This window comes from Rania fehmarnensis, from assembly GCF_056494185.1.
In genome coordinates, this window is record NZ_CM151398.1 from 1,033,309 (window position 1) to 1,050,142 (window position 16,834).

Annotated in this window: 12 protein-coding genes; 9 read left to right on the top strand and 3 right to left on the bottom strand. The window is 55.1% G+C overall.

Annotated features, from left to right (window positions below; all coding sequences use genetic code 11):
• Nucleotides 1-46 precede the first annotated feature (46 nt).
• From SH573x_RS03155 to SH573x_RS03165, 3 genes are all read left to right on the top strand, one after another.
• Nucleotides 47-385: a P-II family nitrogen regulator gene (locus tag SH573x_RS03155; protein WP_479352863.1), complete on the top strand. Its 339-nt coding sequence runs from the start codon at nt 47-49 to the stop codon at nt 383-385.
• Nucleotides 386-449: 64 nt separating this feature from the next.
• Nucleotides 450-3,089 (top strand): [protein-PII] uridylyltransferase, encoded by a 2,640-nt coding sequence (gene glnD, locus SH573x_RS03160; RefSeq protein ID WP_479352864.1) that lies wholly within the window; start codon nt 450-452, stop codon nt 3,087-3,089.
• A gap of 303 nt (nt 3,090-3,392) precedes the next feature.
• On the top strand, nt 3,393-4,415 hold the full coding sequence (locus SH573x_RS03165; protein ID WP_479352865.1) for a hypothetical protein: 1,023 nt from the start codon (nt 3,393-3,395) through the stop codon (nt 4,413-4,415).
• Between the two features lie 313 nt (nt 4,416-4,728).
• Here SH573x_RS03165 and SH573x_RS03170 read toward each other — a convergent pair whose 3' ends face one another.
• From SH573x_RS03170 to SH573x_RS03180, 3 genes are all read right to left on the bottom strand, one after another.
• A complete protein-coding gene (locus SH573x_RS03170; RefSeq protein WP_479352866.1) occupies nt 4,729-5,931 on the bottom strand; it encodes a class I SAM-dependent rRNA methyltransferase in 1,203 nt (400 codons plus the stop codon).
• A gap of 133 nt (nt 5,932-6,064) precedes the next feature.
• Complete coding sequence (locus SH573x_RS03175) at nt 6,065-7,351, bottom strand: MFS transporter (RefSeq protein WP_479352867.1); 1,287 nt, start codon at nt 7,349-7,351, stop codon at nt 6,065-6,067.
• Nucleotides 7,352-7,446: 95 nt separating this feature from the next.
• Entirely contained in the window at nt 7,447-8,562 is a 1,116-nt protein-coding gene (locus tag SH573x_RS03180) for a mandelate racemase/muconate lactonizing enzyme family protein (protein WP_479352868.1), read from the bottom strand.
• Between the two features lie 281 nt (nt 8,563-8,843).
• Between SH573x_RS03180 and hisF the strand changes: the two genes are divergently transcribed.
• The 6 genes from hisF to SH573x_RS03210 all read left to right on the top strand — a co-directional run bounded on the left by hisF (nt 8,844) and on the right by SH573x_RS03210 (nt 16,790).
• Nucleotides 8,844-9,638 (top strand): imidazole glycerol phosphate synthase subunit HisF, encoded by a 795-nt coding sequence (gene hisF, locus SH573x_RS03185; RefSeq protein ID WP_479352869.1) that lies wholly within the window; start codon nt 8,844-8,846, stop codon nt 9,636-9,638.
• A gap of 175 nt (nt 9,639-9,813) precedes the next feature.
• Nucleotides 9,814-10,992 (top strand): type IV pilus twitching motility protein PilT, encoded by a 1,179-nt coding sequence (locus tag SH573x_RS03190; protein ID WP_479352870.1) that lies wholly within the window; start codon nt 9,814-9,816, stop codon nt 10,990-10,992.
• Between the two features lie 79 nt (nt 10,993-11,071).
• Nucleotides 11,072-12,418, top strand: a complete 1,347-nt coding sequence (locus SH573x_RS03195; RefSeq protein WP_479352871.1) for an ATPase, T2SS/T4P/T4SS family — start codon at nt 11,072-11,074, stop codon at nt 12,416-12,418.
• A gap of 82 nt (nt 12,419-12,500) precedes the next feature.
• The gene (locus SH573x_RS03200) at nt 12,501-13,208 is read left to right on the top strand and encodes a hypothetical protein (protein ID WP_479352873.1); all 708 of its coding nucleotides are present in this window, start codon (nt 12,501-12,503) and stop codon (nt 13,206-13,208) included.
• A gap of 25 nt (nt 13,209-13,233) precedes the next feature.
• On the top strand, nt 13,234-14,181 hold the full coding sequence (gene folK / locus SH573x_RS03205; RefSeq protein ID WP_479352874.1) for a 2-amino-4-hydroxy-6-hydroxymethyldihydropteridine diphosphokinase: 948 nt from the start codon (nt 13,234-13,236) through the stop codon (nt 14,179-14,181).
• Between the two features lie 140 nt (nt 14,182-14,321).
• On the top strand, nt 14,322-16,790 hold the full coding sequence (locus tag SH573x_RS03210) for a hypothetical protein (RefSeq protein ID WP_479352875.1): 2,469 nt from the start codon (nt 14,322-14,324) through the stop codon (nt 16,788-16,790).
• Nucleotides 16,791-16,834: the final 44 nt, after the last annotated feature.

Genomic DNA, 16,834 nt, shown 5'->3' on the forward strand with positions numbered 1-16,834 from the left:
CTGCTAGCGAGCCTGGAAGATTGCTGATGCACCTGAGGAGTATCGAATGAAGAAGATCGAAGCCATTGTGAGACATTTCAAGCTGGAGGACGTTAAAAACGCCCTAACGGAAGCCGGCATCCATGGCATGACTGTGACGGAAGTTCGCGGTTACGGGCGTCAAAAAGGACATACAGAAATCTATCGCGGTACCGAGTACGCAGTTGATTTCGTCCCCAAGGTCAAGATCGAAGTGGTCTGCACCGACGCCAACGTACAAACCGTTATCGACACCATGATGCAGACTGCGCAGACTGGTCAGATTGGCGATGGAAAAATCTTCGTCAGTGACCTTTCCAACGCGGTTCGCATTCGAACCGGTGAAACCGGTGAGGATGCCATCTAATTGGTTGGCTCTCAATGCAATGGCGGATTGGCCAATGGCGGATTGGCTTGACTAGGAGTTTGTCGTGACGTCGAAGGCAGGAACAGGCGGACTGCCTGCGGCGGTATTGCAAGCGCGTCGTCGCTTGCTCGAAGGCCGACAAAAACTCCGCGCTCAGCACGATTCCGGCTCGCCGGGTTTGCAAGTGTGTGTGCGTCTAGCCGATTTGGTCGATTCCGTTCTACTGGAACTCTACGAAGCCTCATTGGCCGATCTCGGTAATGAAGAACTTGCCCAATCTGTCGCCTTAGTCGCCCATGGCGGCTATGGTCGCCGCGATGTCGCGCCTTACTCCGACGTCGATCTAATGCTGCTGCATGACCCACGCGTTACCAACGCCGTCGTCCCGCTGGCTCGTCGCTTGGGTCAGTGGATTGTCGATGCCGGTTGCCAACTTGGTTTCTCTGTTCGCACGCCCGTGCAAGCCCACAAACAAGCCTGGTCCGACGTAGCCAGTTTCACTTCGCTGGCCGAATCTCGCTTGCTGGTCGGCAGCAACGATCTGTTCGCGCAGTTTCTCCGTGGCTTGCGCATCGGTGCCAAGCGACGCACGCGACGCTTGATTCGCGGCGTGGTCGCGGCTCGCTTAGAAGAGCGTCGCAAGTATGGTGATATCGTTTATCTGCTCGAGCCCAACATCAAACGCTCGCGGGGTGGCCTGCGCGATATTCAGCTTGTCCGCTGGATCGGCTTTGCAGCTTATGGCGAATGCGATCTTGATCAGCTTGTCCAGTTGCAACATCTGGCCATCGAAGATCATCGCGCGCTGAAGAAAGGTTACCAATACCTGTTGCGCTTGCGCAACCAAATGCACTTCGAAGCTGGCAAGAGTCAAGACTTGCTGGAGCGTCCCTTGCAACTTCAATTGGCCAATTGGGCGGGCTTCAAGGGCTCTGATGGTATTCTGCCCGTTGAACAGTTCATGCAGGAGTACTTCGAACATACCAGCGAGATTCGTTACTCCAGCGCGCACTTTGTCGAGGCAGCCGAAGATCGTTCGCCGGCCCGCGGTATACTCGCCCGCGCATTCAGTCGCCGAGTCGATCGGGATTTTCAAGTTGGTTGGCGCGACGTGTGGGTCACACCGGTAGGCCTGGAACGCGTCAAACGCGATCCGGCTGCCGTACTACAGTTGATGTCGATCGCGAATCAATTCGACAAACCGATCGATCATCACACCTGGCGAGCCATCCGCAGCGCGATGCTCAATCGTCAATCGGAAGAGATTGACCCTGAAGCGATAGCCCGCTTCTTGCGCTTGCTGGCCCAACCCAAACGCCTGGCCGATATGCTCAGGCGACTGCATGAGCTGCGCGTGCTCGAACAAATCATTCCGGCCATGAAGCACGCCAGATGCCTCTTGCAGTTCAATCAATACCACAAGTACACCGTCGATGCGCATTCAATTCGAGCCGTTGAGTGCGTCACGGAACTGCAAGACGATGATTCGCTGTTGGGTATCCTCTATCGCGGCCTGCCCGATAAACGCGTTTTGCACTTAGCACTGTTGATCCATGACTTGGGCAAAGGCTTTATCGAAGACCACAGCGAAGTGGGGCAACGTATTGCGGAGGAGACCGCCGATCGCTTGCGACTAGATCAACAAGACAAAGAGACCTTGATGTTTCTGGTTCACAAGCACTTGCTGATGGCCAATACAGCCTTTCGATTGGACCTCAATAGCGACGAATCTATTGTGCCGTTTGCCCGCGTCGTCGGTTCGAGTGAACGTTTGCGTTTACTGCTACTGCTAACTTTTTCCGACCTGGCCAGCGTCGCTCCCGAAGTCGTCAATCAGTGGAAGATCGATCTGCTGCTGCAACTGTATCACCAGACAGATTCGCATTTCCGCGATGACAAACCAGGCGAGCGCTTTCGCAGCGAGATCGAATCGCGTCGCAGTCAGGTGATCGCACTAGTGCCCGATAAAGCCGATCAGGATTGGTGGCGTGAACAGATTAACTCGCTACCCATCGGTTACTTGTTGAGAACGCAGCCCAGTCAGATCGTACAAGAGATCGCGCGCTTGCAAACACTTGACGGCGATCGCGCTTTGGCTTGGGGCCGTTACTTGCCGTCGCAGCGCGCGGTCGAATACACTGTCGCGCTCAAGCAAATGGGTGAACCGATCGGCGCCTTCCATCGCATCACCGGTTCGCTATCCAGTCAAGGTATGCAGATCTTGGCCGCTGAAATTCACACGCAACCCGGCGAAATCGCGTGGGATAGATTTCTGGTCGAGGATTCCGAGTTCGAAGATTCACCGCCGGCGACGCGCATCGATCAAGTCTGCCAGAAGATCGTCAAGGCGCTAGATCCCAGCGAACGCACGCCGCCAATTTTTCCGCGTATCTGGCGCAACAGCAAACACAAAGCGGCCGAGCATCTCAAAACGCAACCGACCCAAGTACGTTTCGATAATACGACTTCCGACAAGCACACCATCATTACGCTTTTCGCTTATGACCGCATGGGCTTGCTGTACGATGTGTCTAAAGTGCTATTCGATATGAAGCTGGTTTTGCACTTTGCCAAAATCGGTACCCACCTGGATCAAGTCGTCGACGTCTTCTACGTCTCGGAACTCAATGGCGACAAGATCGGCGAAAGCACGCGCCTGTACATGATCCGCCAACGATTGTTGCGGGCCGTTCAAGAGACCTGAGCCTCGGCCGGTCGCAGGATTCTCTTCACTAGCCGGTAAACTTTACTTAGATGACGCTGCTCACACGCTAACGAGTCGTGCGGCGAGGAAATTCGCCGGATTCTGCTTGCATCCAGGCAACTGACGCGCACACTTTCGATGAGAGCATCCACGATACCCACTGCGACACCAGCCTCGCAGTTTATGTGGTTCAAGTTACCATGGATTTGGGTTAGTTTCGTGGTGCCCTTTTTGATGCGATCTCCTATGCCGGGTCAATGGATGGCCCGGCTTTTTCCCTCGCACCTTTAGGGTACCTAAGACATGAAGTTTTCTATCCTCGCGCTCGGTGCGGCGGTTGCCGGCATCACTGGTCAGTGCTTTGCTCAAATTCAAATTGAGGGCAGCTTTCCAGCACGCAATTCGCAAACCAGACTCGTTTCTCAAAATCAAGACTTCTTCGGTTCGCCTCAGTCCAGCGCTGATGAACCTGCAAGTGGCGATCATTCTGACTATTATTCCGAGGCCGGGCCTCAAGCCGAGATTGATGATCGGTCGGATTCCAGCCTAGGTCCACGATCCGTCTTGGAAACGCCAATTGCCGACCATGCAACTGCCCCTAACAAAACCAAACCGGTTACTACCAAAGCCCCGCTAGAAGTCCTGGCACTGACTCCTGAAGTTGGCATGGTACCCGTCTGTTGGCAAAACACCTCGGGTTGCCAGACTCCCAATCCTGTAGCCGATTACATGGTCCGAAGCTGGTGCACCAACGGCCTGTGGGATACCTATCCCTGTCAGCGAGCCAAGCAGTGCGCTGCCATTCAGCAGCACATCCATGGTTACAATCGCTACACCGGCAGCTGCTCCAGCTGTGCCACTGGCGGCTGTGCCACTGGCGGCTGTGCACCGGCATCGATCGCGGGCGGCTGTGCCACTGGACATTGTGCCACCGGACATCGCGGACCAGCTTCCTCTGACTGCGCCCAGACTGGTGCCAATCAAGCTGCCGCGACCATCAATGGCCTGGCTGCTACGACCTACACACCTTCGTCACCCTTTGTCGGTGAACTGCAAGCCGGCTTGCCTGTGGTCGACATTCCTCAGTTGCCACCCAGCCAAGTTCAAATGACTGCTTACGGTTCGCAATTCCCAGCACCGATCATGCCGGTGCTGCCATCGGGCCAGCCTGTATTGCAGTTGCCAGCTGACGTCCCAACCGTTCCTGCCAACGTCACTCCTCAATCGTCTGGCTTCCAACCCAGCCCAGCTGGCGTTCTGCCATCCCTGCCTCTGCCTAATGCCACGCCGGTTGTAGCCAGCCGCCCGTCGGTATCTTTTCGCTAATCAGTCCGATCGGACCTCCTGCTAGAAATCCTATCTGCGGCGTTTGACACCCTGTCAAACGCCGCAACTCATTGGCGCTTAGCCAGTTACTCATCGTCGCTCTGCATGGCTGGCGACGGCTATCCGACCATCGACCATCAAAACAAATTTGACTTCCTGCCAGCCCTTTTCCGATACCTCTAGTACCACGGATTGGGAGCACGAAACGCACGGTGCACGCGTTTCCTGCGACTTGCAATGGTCATGATGTGACGATGGAGCGGCATATCATGACCATTTTTTTTTCTATTCACGTGGACGCCTCCGCGGCTCATCAACCGATGCTGCGGCAGATTACGCACTTAAGATACTCGCTCTCTGGGCAGTTGACTTCCCAGGGGTGATCAAAGTCTGCGCCACGCTGTTCAATAATTTGAATACTGCGCTTGGCTCTGCGGGCCGCTGCCCCGATCGTGCCCAGGAAATCTTCGCTGGTAACGCGCCCGGAACAACTGCAGGTCACCAGCACGCCACCAGGATTGAGCAGTTGAATAGCCAGAGAATTCAAATGGTGATAGGCTCGCAGCGCTGCCGACTTATGCTCGCGACTACCAGCCAATCGCGGAGGATCGAGCACAATCGAATCAAAGCGACGACTGGCGACGTGTAGCCGCTGCAGTTCCTCGAAACAGTCTGCCTGCACGAATTCCATGCGCTCGGAGAATGCGTTCAGTTTGGCATTCTCGGCTGCTTGGGCTAAGGCTTTCGCGCTCATATCAATGGCGCGCACCGCCTTAACATCGCCATGTTTGCAAGCCGCCAAGGCAAAGCCGCCCAGGTAGGTACACACGTCGAGCATCTGCCCATGCATGTATCGAGCCGCTTCAAAACGATTGGCTCGCTGGTCAAGATAGTAACCAGTCTTCTGACCAGCTTCTAGGTCGAACTGAATCGTGACGCCATGTTCAACGATGGATAGCGGTGCAGAGGGGGGCTGACCAGCCAATACGCTGCGCTCGGGCAACATGCCTTCAGCTGCGGCGATCTTTTCATCGATCCGCTGCATGACGCCTTCGAGTTGATACCGCTCCATGAGCCACTGGGCAATCGTCGGTAGCCAATTCTGGATACCCGCCGCGTTGACCTGAATCACAGCGTACTTGCCAAATCGCTCGATCACCAACCCGCTCAGCCCATCGCCTTCGCTGTTGACCAGTCGCACGGCATCCAGCGCGCCGTGTTGCCGTTGCCACTGGTCTCGCAATGAGCAGGCTAATTCGATTTTGGCTAAGAGCCACTTGTCATCCAGCGGTTGCGAGGAATCCCATTGGTAAATGCGCACGCGAACATGGCTGACCGGGTTGTAGATTCCGCGGCCCAGCCAGGTACCGTCAATTTGCACCAGGTCCACCACCGAACCGGCTGGTGGCTGGATTGTGGGTTCGATAATCGATCGATCCCATATCCATGGATGCCGCGAAGTGATGGCACCAGACTTTTCGGCTCGAATATAGATCTGGGGACAGCGTTGAAGCATAGATATCGTTCTGCAGTTGTTCGGTGATTGATTCAGAAACCTCAAAAAAACAAATGGCCGCGATCAAATTACTTTATGTATAAAGTAATTGCATTTTCGATCGAAGACCGGGCGCCCTGCCACGAAGAGTGCCCTAATCCCGAATTGGACGTGGCCGCGTGCTAGCCCAGCAGAGGGCGCCAACGACCAATACGCCAAAGTAATAGTAAAACAGCGGGTCCCATTGCTCGCGGCCGCTCAGGTGGAAGGACTGTTGTCGGTCTGCAAAAAATCCCACAAACCATTGGCTGGTCATGGCGCCAAAGGTACCGACCATATTCATCATGCCAAACACGGGTCCGACATGCTGGCCGCAGCGTTCGATGGCTGCCGACCACCAACTGGGCAAGGTTAACTGAACAAAGAAACACGACAACCCCGCTAACGTGGCCAGCCAGGTCACCGACTGGCAACGCACGGCCACGGCCAAAGTGCCCGCAGCCAGCAGGCAGGCCAGCGAACAAAACACTCTTCGCCAAGTAGCCGCCGAGTCCGTGCGTTTGATGATTCTATCCGCGATGATGCCGCCCAATAACACTCCCAGAGCAGCACCCAGCAGAGCCACCGACGTCAGCTTGCCAGAGGTCAGATTGTCAACGCCATGAGCACTCTTTAGATACGTGGGAAACCACGTGAAATAAAAATACGAATTGAACGAGGTACACATGATGATGAGCGACAGCACGATGACGCCGCGATCGCTCAACACGCTGCGCCAAGGAATGGGACCATGATCGTGCTGGATGGGGCTGCCGCCACCGGCTTCAATCAGCTCACGTTCTGCTTGATTGGTCTGCCCATGCTGAGCTGGTGAGTCGCGAAACCACCAGTAGAACCCGGCCGCCCAGGCCACTCCGAAACTGCCGAAGATGACAAAATTCCATTGCCATCCGACTATCCCGATGATGTAGGCGGCCAGCGTCGGCGCAATCGCACCGCCAAACAGCGAAACCGACAGCATGATGCCTTGAATGCGTCCGCGCTCGTGACTGGGAAACCAGCGCGTGAGAATGCGGGCGGCATTGGGATAGGCACCCGCTTCGCCAGCCCCAAACAGAAAGCGAATGATGAGCAACGAAGTAAAATTGGTCGCCGCGCCACTGAGAGCGGTGAAGGCTGACCACCAGAGCGTGATTCGGGTGAGCACGCGTCGCGCGCCGCGAACTTCTCCCCACTGGCCAGTCGGGATCTCGAATAGTCCGTAGGCCAACTGAAAGGCCATGGCCAGGTAAGACATGTGTTGATTGCTCAGCTGAAAGTCCGCTTGGATCAGCGGTGCAGCTTGCGCCCAGCAAATGCGATCCAGATACAAGATGGCGGCCATCGAACACAACCAGCTGGCCACAATGAAACGCGTGCGAGTCGGAGTTTCATTGTCCAAGTTGCGAGCTCCTCAGCCAATCAAGACCACCGCTGCACAACCACTTGTTGGATCGACAGCTTTTCCCAAAGCAGCGGCACATTCTTTACTCTGTATCAATCAATGCGGAAGTGTTTCAATTGCTCTTCATCCAATTGCACACCCAAGCCCACACCGCCCGGAACCTGCGCGTAGGGCGGTCCTAGCTGCAGTGGCTCGGTAATCAAATCGCATTCATGATAGAACGGACCGATGGTGTCAGCGGGAAAGGAATCGGTATCGATCTCTGGAAACGCTGCCGCCACGTGCAGCATGGCCGCGGTGCCGATGCCGAGTTCCAAGTTACTACCGATCGTGCAGCGCAAGCCAGCCGCTTTGGCCACCGCCACAATCTCTGCGGTGCCGGCAATGCCCGAGTGTTTGCCGGGATAGACGCTGAGGATATCGGCCGCTCGATGTTGCGTCAGGTGCCAGGCATCTTGCAGCGTGAAAACACTTTCATCAGCCATGATGGGGATCGAGGTTGAACGGCGCACTTCGGCTAGGGCTGCGGGATCGCCAGCCTGAATGGGTTGCTCGGCCAATAACAAATGGCTGGATTCAAGCTGTTGCAAACAATGTTTGGCTTGCTGGATTGTCCAACCACAATTGGAATCAATGGTCAGTGGAATATCATCGCCAATCGTTTCACGTACCGCACGCACGCGAGCAATATCCGCCTGCGGTTCCAACCCCGTCTTTACTTTGATGCACGAGACACCCAGCGCCAGGTGTTGCTGAGCCATTTGCCGCGAGCCTTCCAGATCGCGAGCCCATACGACCAGCTTGATGCGCACTTGATCGCGCACTTTACCGCCGAGAAGCTGATAAACGGGAACCCCGGCCGACTTACCCGCAATATCCCACAGCGCCATTTCGATGGCCGCTTTGGTGAACGGATTGAGTTTGATGACAAAGTCCATTGCCCGGCGCAGGGCATTGATGTCACGTGGATCCTTTCCTAGGAGCACCGGTTCCATGTAGTCGCGTATAGCGGAAATCGATCCCGCTTGAGACTCACCGGACCACAGTCCCGAAATCGTGGCTTCGCCCAGGCCGATCAGACCGACATCGGTGTGCACGCGCACGATCACATAAGGCGAAGTTACGTGTTCTCCGTGCGCCGTCTTGGCGGTCATGCCCTTCTTTAAAGGCACGCAGACGGGAATAGCTTCTATACGAGTGATTTTCATGAAGTTGCTCTTTGGAGTACGGCGCCGTCGGCACCGCTTTGATGTACTTACCCAACTGTTCCGCAGCCTGACTCGCTATCCAACCTCCAGATTCGCAGCCGGTCTGGCCGCGGTGAGGTCGGTTACTACATCAAAGCTGTGGCCTGAGGACAAACTATGCAATTCCTTAGCTGGGGGACCTTTTGTGTTTTGTCGGGTGAGGTTTAATTACAGTGGGACGCAGGCTCGCCGCCGGTGCCCCACTGGTGGCTGATAACGATACGTCCATTTATTGAGCTTCAATGTTATCCAAACGCGTAATCCCCTGCCTGGATGTCGATTGCGGTAGAGTGGTAAAAGGCACGAATTTTCTCAACCTGCGGGACGCAGGCGACCCGGTCGAGGTAGCCTCGCGTTACGAACGAGAGGGAGCCGACGAACTGGTCTTTCTTGATATCACTGCCAGTCACCAGCAGCGGGGCATCATGCTGGATGTCGTGCGCCGGACCGCCGAGCAGGTGTTCATGCCACTGACGGTGGGGGGTGGCATCCGCACGCTGGAAGATATCCGCGCCCTGCTGTCGGCCGGTTGTGACAAGGTGTCTATCAATAGTGCAGCGTGCCAAAACCCGGAATTTGTACGCCAGGCTGCCGAGCGATTTGGCAGTCAATGCATTGTGGTCAACATTGATCCCAAACGCGTCCAGAAGGATGGCCAAGAGTTTTGGGAAGTCTTTATCAATGGCGGCCGCAAGCCCACGGGCCTGGAGGCGGTCCAATGGGCTCGCCAAGTGGAAGAGCTAGGGGCTGGGGAAATTGTACTGACCAGCATGGATCGCGATGGCACTTGCGATGGCTACGACCTACCGATCACTTCGGCGGTCAGCCGGGCGGTCGGCATTCCAGTGGTCGCCTCGGGCGGCGCAGGCTGCCCAGAACATCTGGCCGATGCTATTCAGATCGGAATGGCAGATGCGGTGCTGGCGGCCAGTATTTTTCACTTCGGACAGTATACAATTGAACAAGCTAAGCGCATTATGGCAGACAGGGGAATTCCGGTGCGCCTGACAGGTAGCAGCGTCTCTCCGAGATGCTGAATAGTTCGAGTCTCGGAGCACGTAGCAGCGTCTCTCCGAGACGCTGTCTAATCCGCGTCTCGGAGAGACTCGGCTACGTGATACAAAAGCTGGTCCGAGTCTCAGAGAGACTCGGCTACGTGGGCGGCCAAACTAGTTAATAACACACCTCGTCACTTCGGAGTCGATTGAGCCTATGGCAACGGCAGAAGCGAACCCAGCAGCATCCGATCCGACCTATGACCGTCTGGTCGGAAATCTGCTCAAAGAGCGCCAAGAGCTGGAAGTCGACAAGATCTTCCGCGCCTTGGTCAAGCTTCAAGGCAGCGACTTGCACATGAAAGTGGGCCAGCCGCCGATTGTTCGTGTCCACGGCGATCTCAAGCAGCTCAATCGACCACCGATTGAGAACGAAGAAATGGTCCGTTTGTTGGTCCCCATGCTCGACGAGCGGGCGCGTCGCATCTTCGAAGAAGATGGCGGCGCCGACTTTGCATACGTGGTGGAAGTCGATGGCGTGAGCTGGCGCTTCCGCGTGAATATGCTCAAGCAACTGGGCAAGATCGGCCTGGTGGCCCGCCGCGTGAACAACTTTATTCCCAAGTTCGAAGGTCTGTTCTTGCCGCCATCGATGGAGACGCTCTGTCACTTTGATCAAGGGATGGTGCTATTGGCTGGGGTTACCGGTTCGGGCAAGAGTACCACGATCGGATCGATGTTGAACTATATCAACTCGATTTATCGCAAGCACATTCTGACTCTCGAGGATCCGATCGAATTCGTCTTTACACAAGACAAATGTCTGATCAATCAGCGCGAGATCGGTATGGACGTCAAGAATTTCGAAATCGGCATGAAGCATGCAGTGCGCGAAGATCCAGATATTATTCTAGTTGGTGAGATGCGTGACCAAGAGACGTTCTTGACTGCCATTCACGCGGCCGAAACCGGTCACTTGGTGTTCGGAACGATTCACGCCTCGAGTGCGCCTACGACAATCGGTCGTATTCTGGACTTGTTCCCGGAAGAGATGCACGGCGCTATCCGCAGCGCGATGGCCTTCAACATGAAAGGCATTGTAGCTCAGAAGCTATTGCGTTCGATCAAGCCTGGGGTGGGTCGTGTGCCGACGGTCGAGATCATGACCTTTACGCCGATGGTGCAGAAGTTGGTGCTGGAAGGCAAAGACAACAAATTGCCGGATGCCATTCGTATCGGTGCGGCCGAAGGCATGCAGGACTTTACGATGAGCCTCAAAGATTTGATCGACAAGGAACTGATCGATCGACCAACTGCGTTTGCGGTAGCTCCGAACAAAGATGCACTGAAGATGGCGCTCAAGGGTATCGAAGTCAGTCAGCCAGGTATCATATAGCCACTGGGCAATGGACCAGTTGTGTGCCCACTGTTAATCGCAGTGTTAATCATTTAAGTCTCTAAATTCGAACAGTAGTATGGCCAAGAAAAACGCGGCAAGCACCACCGAAATCGTACTACCTCCCCTGGAGTTCAAACCTGCGGTCAAGGACAAGCAGCAGCAACAAGGCTTGCTGCTCTCGTGCCGGCAGGTTGAGCAATACCCGGCGGCGATCATCATGTTGGCCCAAGCGGTCAAGAACCGCGCTGACCAGATCATGCTCGACTACGCGGCCCAGGGTGTGGCTGTGCGTTTTCGCGTGAACGGATTGTGGGAAGCGATGCCTCCGATGGACCGGCCCACCGGCGACGGCATGCTGGCGGTCCTCAAACGATTGTGCCTACTTAATCCGGCCGATCGCCGCTCGCGTCAAACTGGCAAACTTCCGTTCACGCTCAACGGAGATTGGACGATCGATTTTACCTCTGGCGGCACGCCTACTGGTGAGCGTGTGCAGATGCGCATTGAGCCCAAGAAGCCAATCCTCAAAACGCTGACCGACCTGGGTATGCGCGACAAAATGCAGGAGCAGGTCAAGGGCATGCTGAATGGCGATGACGGACTGGCGATCATCAGTGGTCCTCCCGGTCATGGTCTGCCCATGACATGGCGCGTGGCCTTGGAGGCAGCCGACAAGTTCGTACGCGACTTCCATATATTTGAAGACAAGAACATTGCCGATCCTGAGATCATCAATATTACTCAGCATTTTTATGATTCTACGGCCGGCGAATCACCAATGACCTTGTTGCCCAGTCTGCTCCTCAAGCAGCCTGATGTGCTGGTTTTTCCAGATTTTGTGAACGAAGAAACGGTCAAGACCGTAGTGGAAGAGGTCAGTGAAGAGCACCGGCACGCGATCACGCGCATTGTGGCTCCCACCGCTGTCGAGGCCCTCATCAAGTTGGCGGTTACGTATAAAAACCACGCCAAGATGTTGATGAAGCTTGCCTGTGGTGTGACCAATCAACGCTTGCTGCGGCGCTTGTGCGACAAGTGCAAACAGCCCTTCCAGCCACCGCCGCAGTTGTTGCAAAAACTGGGCATACCGCCTGGACGAGTTACGGTCTTATACCAACCGTTTATCCCACCACCGCCTGAACAGCAAGTCGATGCCAAAGGCAACAAGATCGAAATCGAGATCTGCAAACAGTGTGATGGTCGCGGGTATTTTGGCCGTATCGGAGTATTCGAGTTTTTAACCGTGGATGATGCCATACGCAGTGCCGTCCTGAGCCAACCGACGCCCGCGCATGTTAGCGCAGTCGCCAAGAAACAGGGCCATCGAGGTCTGCAAGAAGAAGCCATCCTGTATGTGGCGTTGGGGCTGACCAGCTTGCAAGAATTGCAACGCGTGTTTTCACCACCACCACCCAAGAAATAGTCGTACTGCTAACTAATCGCAATTGCTCAACCCCCGTTTTGCCCACACGAGCATCCACTGTGCTGAACCATCGAGGTAGTTCATGTCCGCGTCATCGCTAACTGAGCGCCCCATTTTTGCCAGCGAAGAGAACGAATACTTAACACCGGATCGACCACCGATCAGTCGTTTGGCGATCGTTTGCCTGCTGTTCGGGTTGGTCAGTTTGATCGCCCTGTTCAACTTTGATTTGGTGGCCATCTCTGTGCTGGCCGTGACGCTGGCGTTCTTTTCTTACCTGTTCATCAGCCGCAACCCATCGGTCAGCGGTCAATCGCTGGCCCTGGTGGGCTTAGGCCTGGGGTTGCTCTCAGGCATCGGTAGCTATACTAGTACGCGGATGCGCAATGAGTATCTCTACTCTACAGCCAAAGATATGGCCGTCAGTTTTATCGATATCGTAGCTCAGAACAAACTTCTGGAAGCCTATGAATTAACGCGTCCCGAAGGCGAGCGCAGCGTGGCAGGTACTTCTCTCGAAGAAGCCTACAAGCTAATGCCCGAACTCAGTCGCGAGTCCATCGACGGCTTTAGACGACAGCCCGCAGTTCAAAGGGTGGTCGACCTGGGTAAAGACGCCCAATGGACCTACGAAGGTGGCGTGCGCGTTCGGCGATTAGAAGGAACAGCTCTCCAAGTTGTTGTTCGCTTGGCTAATAAAGCAACCGGAGATGAGATTGATGTCGCCATGAACCGTTCCTTCTTCACAGGCATCGGAGCCTGGCATGTTGCCAGCGTTACGAAGCCATGAGATCGATTTCTGCTCGCGCTTTTTAATGACACGCTGCCTCATCAGCTTTGGTGCCAATCTAGGTGTACCGGCTGTTACCATTGAACAGGCGGTGCAGCTGCTTCAGCAGCACCTGTCAGCCAAGTTACGGTCGTTGACGCTCAGTCGCTTGTTCCGCACGCCAGCGGTGGGCGGTCCCTCGGGGCAACCGCCCTTTGTCAATGCCGTAGCTGCCCTCGAACTGGAGACGATCTCGGCTTGGGAAGTGTGGCACGTCGTCCGTGAGATTGAACAACAACTTGGTCGAGTGCGCCAGGAACGCTGGGAAGCACGACGCATCGATTTGGATGTGCTACTGGTCGATGACCAGCGGATCTGGACCCAACACTTCAAACTGCCGCATCCCCGGATGATCATGCGCCGCTTCATTCTCGAACCGGCCTTGGATGTGGCTGAACAGTGGGTCGAGCCGGTTTGCGGGTACACACTGGGGCAACTTGCCCAAGCCCTCAGAGCCAGCCCAGCCAGCATCGCTCTGTGTAGCTTTGATCCCAGCGCGGACCAACAACTGCTCGAGCGAGCGGCCGAAGATTCGCAGAGCCAGTGGCTGGTGCCGCAAGTGCTCGCGCGCCAAAGGCTCAAGGTTGTTCAACCGGCGACTTACCGCTGGCTAGGCCTAGTACCTGAAAGCCTATTGAAATCGCAAGGTGGCTCAGAGCCTGGGTTGGCCCTGCAGCCTGACCCGCAATTGGTAATCGTGCTAGCGCCCAGCATGGTGAGACCCGGTGCCGCTTGGGAGGACGTTCATCGCTCGCTTGCACGTTGGATGCACTTATGCCCAACAGTCGATTCAGGGGCTGAATCAGCCGTCGACGCGCCGAGTTGGCCATTGGTCGGCCCGCGCTACTTGTTAGCGACCGACGACCGCAACTGGGCCATCCATGAACTGGTCGCGGCTCTCGAAGCGATGGATTGCCCAGTCGAAGCCATGTAAACTAACAAGGATTCAGGTCCGTCTTCGGTCCTCGCCTAGTTTTCTCCCCTCAGACACCTCCGCACAGTTTAACGTTATGAACTCGCTTGCTTTCAGGCACGGGAACGATCTTGGCCTTAGCTTGCACAGGAAAGATCGAAATGCTTGACGCCTTCCGCCGGAAGTTATTGGATGTTCTGGTACTGAGCTGCTTGTTGGGTTTCCTTCTGATTGACCCAGTCGCTGCGCAGAGTTCCGTGCTGGGTGAACTCTTCCCACCGTCGATACCACGAGCCATCGAACGTGGGCTCGGACCGGAGGGCGATCTGGAAGAAGAGCTCGGGAATTTGCGCTACGAGTCGGTAAGCACTCTGCGTCAGGCCAAAGCAATCATTCAACTGCTCAAAGCCTTACCGCTGCCGGCCAGGTCCGCTCAAGATAACCGCCCGCTGGCACCTTCCAAGATCGATGATCGCACCTTTGATTCCGCTTACAGCACATCCGTCAAAACACTCTTGGCTAATGTCGAACCGTACTCTCCGGCCTATGCACATATAAAGAAGCACGGTCTACCGGAGATCGTGAGGATCTATGATGCAATGCTGGTTGATCATAAACTTGTCCGTCCGGATCGCCAGGACTATTTCGCTCATCATTCATTGCTGAAGTGGTTGGAGCTGTGCGCGGAGTACCAATCGGCCGAGGGCACTGACCGCGTTATCGAAGCAATCAAGCAGAATCTGGCGCCGGCTAGCTTTAGTTGGCACAACATTCTCGCCAACTACAACTTCGAACATCCTGAATCCAAGCGGCTGTATGAGTATCTCGCCAATCACCTTCCCGACGGCGAGCTTGGTTACTCAGTATTATGGGCCGTCAATATGCGCGCCAGTGCAGAGAACACCTTTGACCATATTTTTGATAGCGATCAGGGCTTTGAATTGTTAAAGAGGTGGCTGAATGATCCCGACACCGATCAAGAATTCAGCATCATCGAAACCATACCTCACCTCAAGCAAGCTCGGCAGAGCGAGCTGTACAAGATCGTGGATGCTCATGCGGATAACAGAGTTCGTTTGGCCAGCGCCAGCACTAAGGCACATGACGATGAGAAGTTAGGCATTGAGCAATTAGTCGAGCTATGCCTGGATCCCAAGGTTTCTGTTCAAGCTCAAAACGTGCTAATCGAGCTCGAGAAAGAGAATCAGATTCCAGCCGCAGCGCGACGCCGTCCGTTTGCAATCGAAGCAGCCATCTACAATCAAACTATCTCTGGTGATAACGCTTATCAGTATGATGATTATCTCTCCGAAGAGGAGAGTCGCGTCACTGACATAGAGGTAGTGGAAGAGCTCAAGTTACCAGGTACTCCAGGAGATGAGCCGATCAAGGGCACGGTTGTCCGATTCAATTTGGTTGGTTCCGATCCGCTCAGTCCCAGCCTCCCAGGAGTTGCCATTCTCAGTGCCGATGAAACGACTTGTTATGTAAATCAGTTCGAAACGTTTCTATCGTCGGAAGATTTGGCCAGTGTGTATTTTGTAACACAGTATCCCAGTCTGACTGGATCCCTTGACTATATTTCGGCAGCGCAATTAGCGGAGTTGCGTACGCAGTGGACTGGTGCAGATTGGACCGCCGAAGAAGGCGCCATGCAATGCCAGTTCGATGAAGATGCGGATTATCCGCAAGAGCTGATCGTGTTCACGCACGCCAAGCTGGGCGATATCACAGGGTTCATGGTGCTCGATGGATTGCGAAGTCAGTTTTACCCGGCTAACCACTTCCATCCTGATACAACGATGTTCGATATTCGTAATCTGCATTGCGGTCGCGCCGCTCGTCGGCTGCCGGTCGCAGTTCAGCGGCCAGAATATCAAGAGAAGGGGATCGCGATCGCCCCAGAGAAAATTGTCCAGCAATGCGAAGCCTGGTTGGCTGAATTGCAGACCGGTTCAGTGGAACGCCGCAGACAACTCTTGGAGTATGATTCGGACCTGTGCGAACATTTGGTTGAGTATATCGAAGCGGTGGTGGCCACCCAGCAGCTCGATCGCGAGGATGTACTGCTGCGAACGGTCGACCAACTTTTCAGCGCTCAAGAGCAGCTGGCCAAAGATGATCCTACTTACGAATACGACCTTAGTCCACTGAACTCCGTGATCGAAGAATATGCGCGCTCTCCCAAGCTGGAGCCGAGTGTGGCTGAAGCGCGATTTGAAGCGTGGGCACCGCACACCACCCCATTTCACGCTGAGAGTTTAGCACGCCTGGCCATGCGGGCGGGCAAGAACGATCAAGCTCAAGAACTTCTGGAACGGCATCTATATCGGGAGAAAGACGTCAACAGTGAAGTGATGTTTTGCTTGACAGAACTGATGGCGTCCAAGGGGCAAATCGACCAGGCGGTCGCGCTACATGTCTACGCCTACCAACGTCTGATCGATCGAGCCAGTAAGTTGGACCTGGAGGAAAATGACTGGCTGCATGAAGAGGCTCAGGAACATCTGAACAAGATGCGTGAACATGCGGCTGACAAATTCGATGCCGCCTTGGAGCAGGCGGGGTTGAATGGGGATTTTGACGAGGTGGTCAAGAACTACCGAAAAACTAAACACAAACGTCGATAATGGCTGGACGCTTGTGCAAGTGTGGCCTAGGTTTTTTTGGTTTG

Excerpts from the sequence above, each read along its gene's own strand:
- folK (WP_479352874.1), top strand. The coding sequence starts at position 13,234 with ATGACACGCTGCCTCATCAGCTTTGGTGCCAATCTAGGTGTACCGGCT.
- SH573x_RS03195 (WP_479352871.1), top strand. The coding sequence starts at position 11,072 with ATGGCCAAGAAAAACGCGGCAAGCACCACCGAAATCGTACTACCTCCC.
- hisF (WP_479352869.1), top strand. The coding sequence starts at position 8,844 with ATGTTATCCAAACGCGTAATCCCCTGCCTGGATGTCGATTGCGGTAGA.
- SH573x_RS03200 (WP_479352873.1), top strand. The coding sequence starts at position 12,501 with ATGTCCGCGTCATCGCTAACTGAGCGCCCCATTTTTGCCAGCGAAGAG.
- SH573x_RS03210 (WP_479352875.1), top strand. The coding sequence starts at position 14,322 with ATGCTTGACGCCTTCCGCCGGAAGTTATTGGATGTTCTGGTACTGAGC.
- SH573x_RS03170 (WP_479352866.1), bottom strand. The coding sequence starts at position 5,931 with ATGCTTCAACGCTGTCCCCAGATCTATATTCGAGCCGAAAAGTCTGGT.
- SH573x_RS03165 (WP_479352865.1), top strand. The coding sequence starts at position 3,393 with ATGAAGTTTTCTATCCTCGCGCTCGGTGCGGCGGTTGCCGGCATCACT.
- SH573x_RS03180 (WP_479352868.1), bottom strand. The coding sequence starts at position 8,562 with ATGAAAATCACTCGTATAGAAGCTATTCCCGTCTGCGTGCCTTTAAAG.
- SH573x_RS03190 (WP_479352870.1), top strand. The coding sequence starts at position 9,814 with ATGGCAACGGCAGAAGCGAACCCAGCAGCATCCGATCCGACCTATGAC.
- SH573x_RS03155 (WP_479352863.1), top strand. The coding sequence starts at position 47 with ATGAAGAAGATCGAAGCCATTGTGAGACATTTCAAGCTGGAGGACGTT.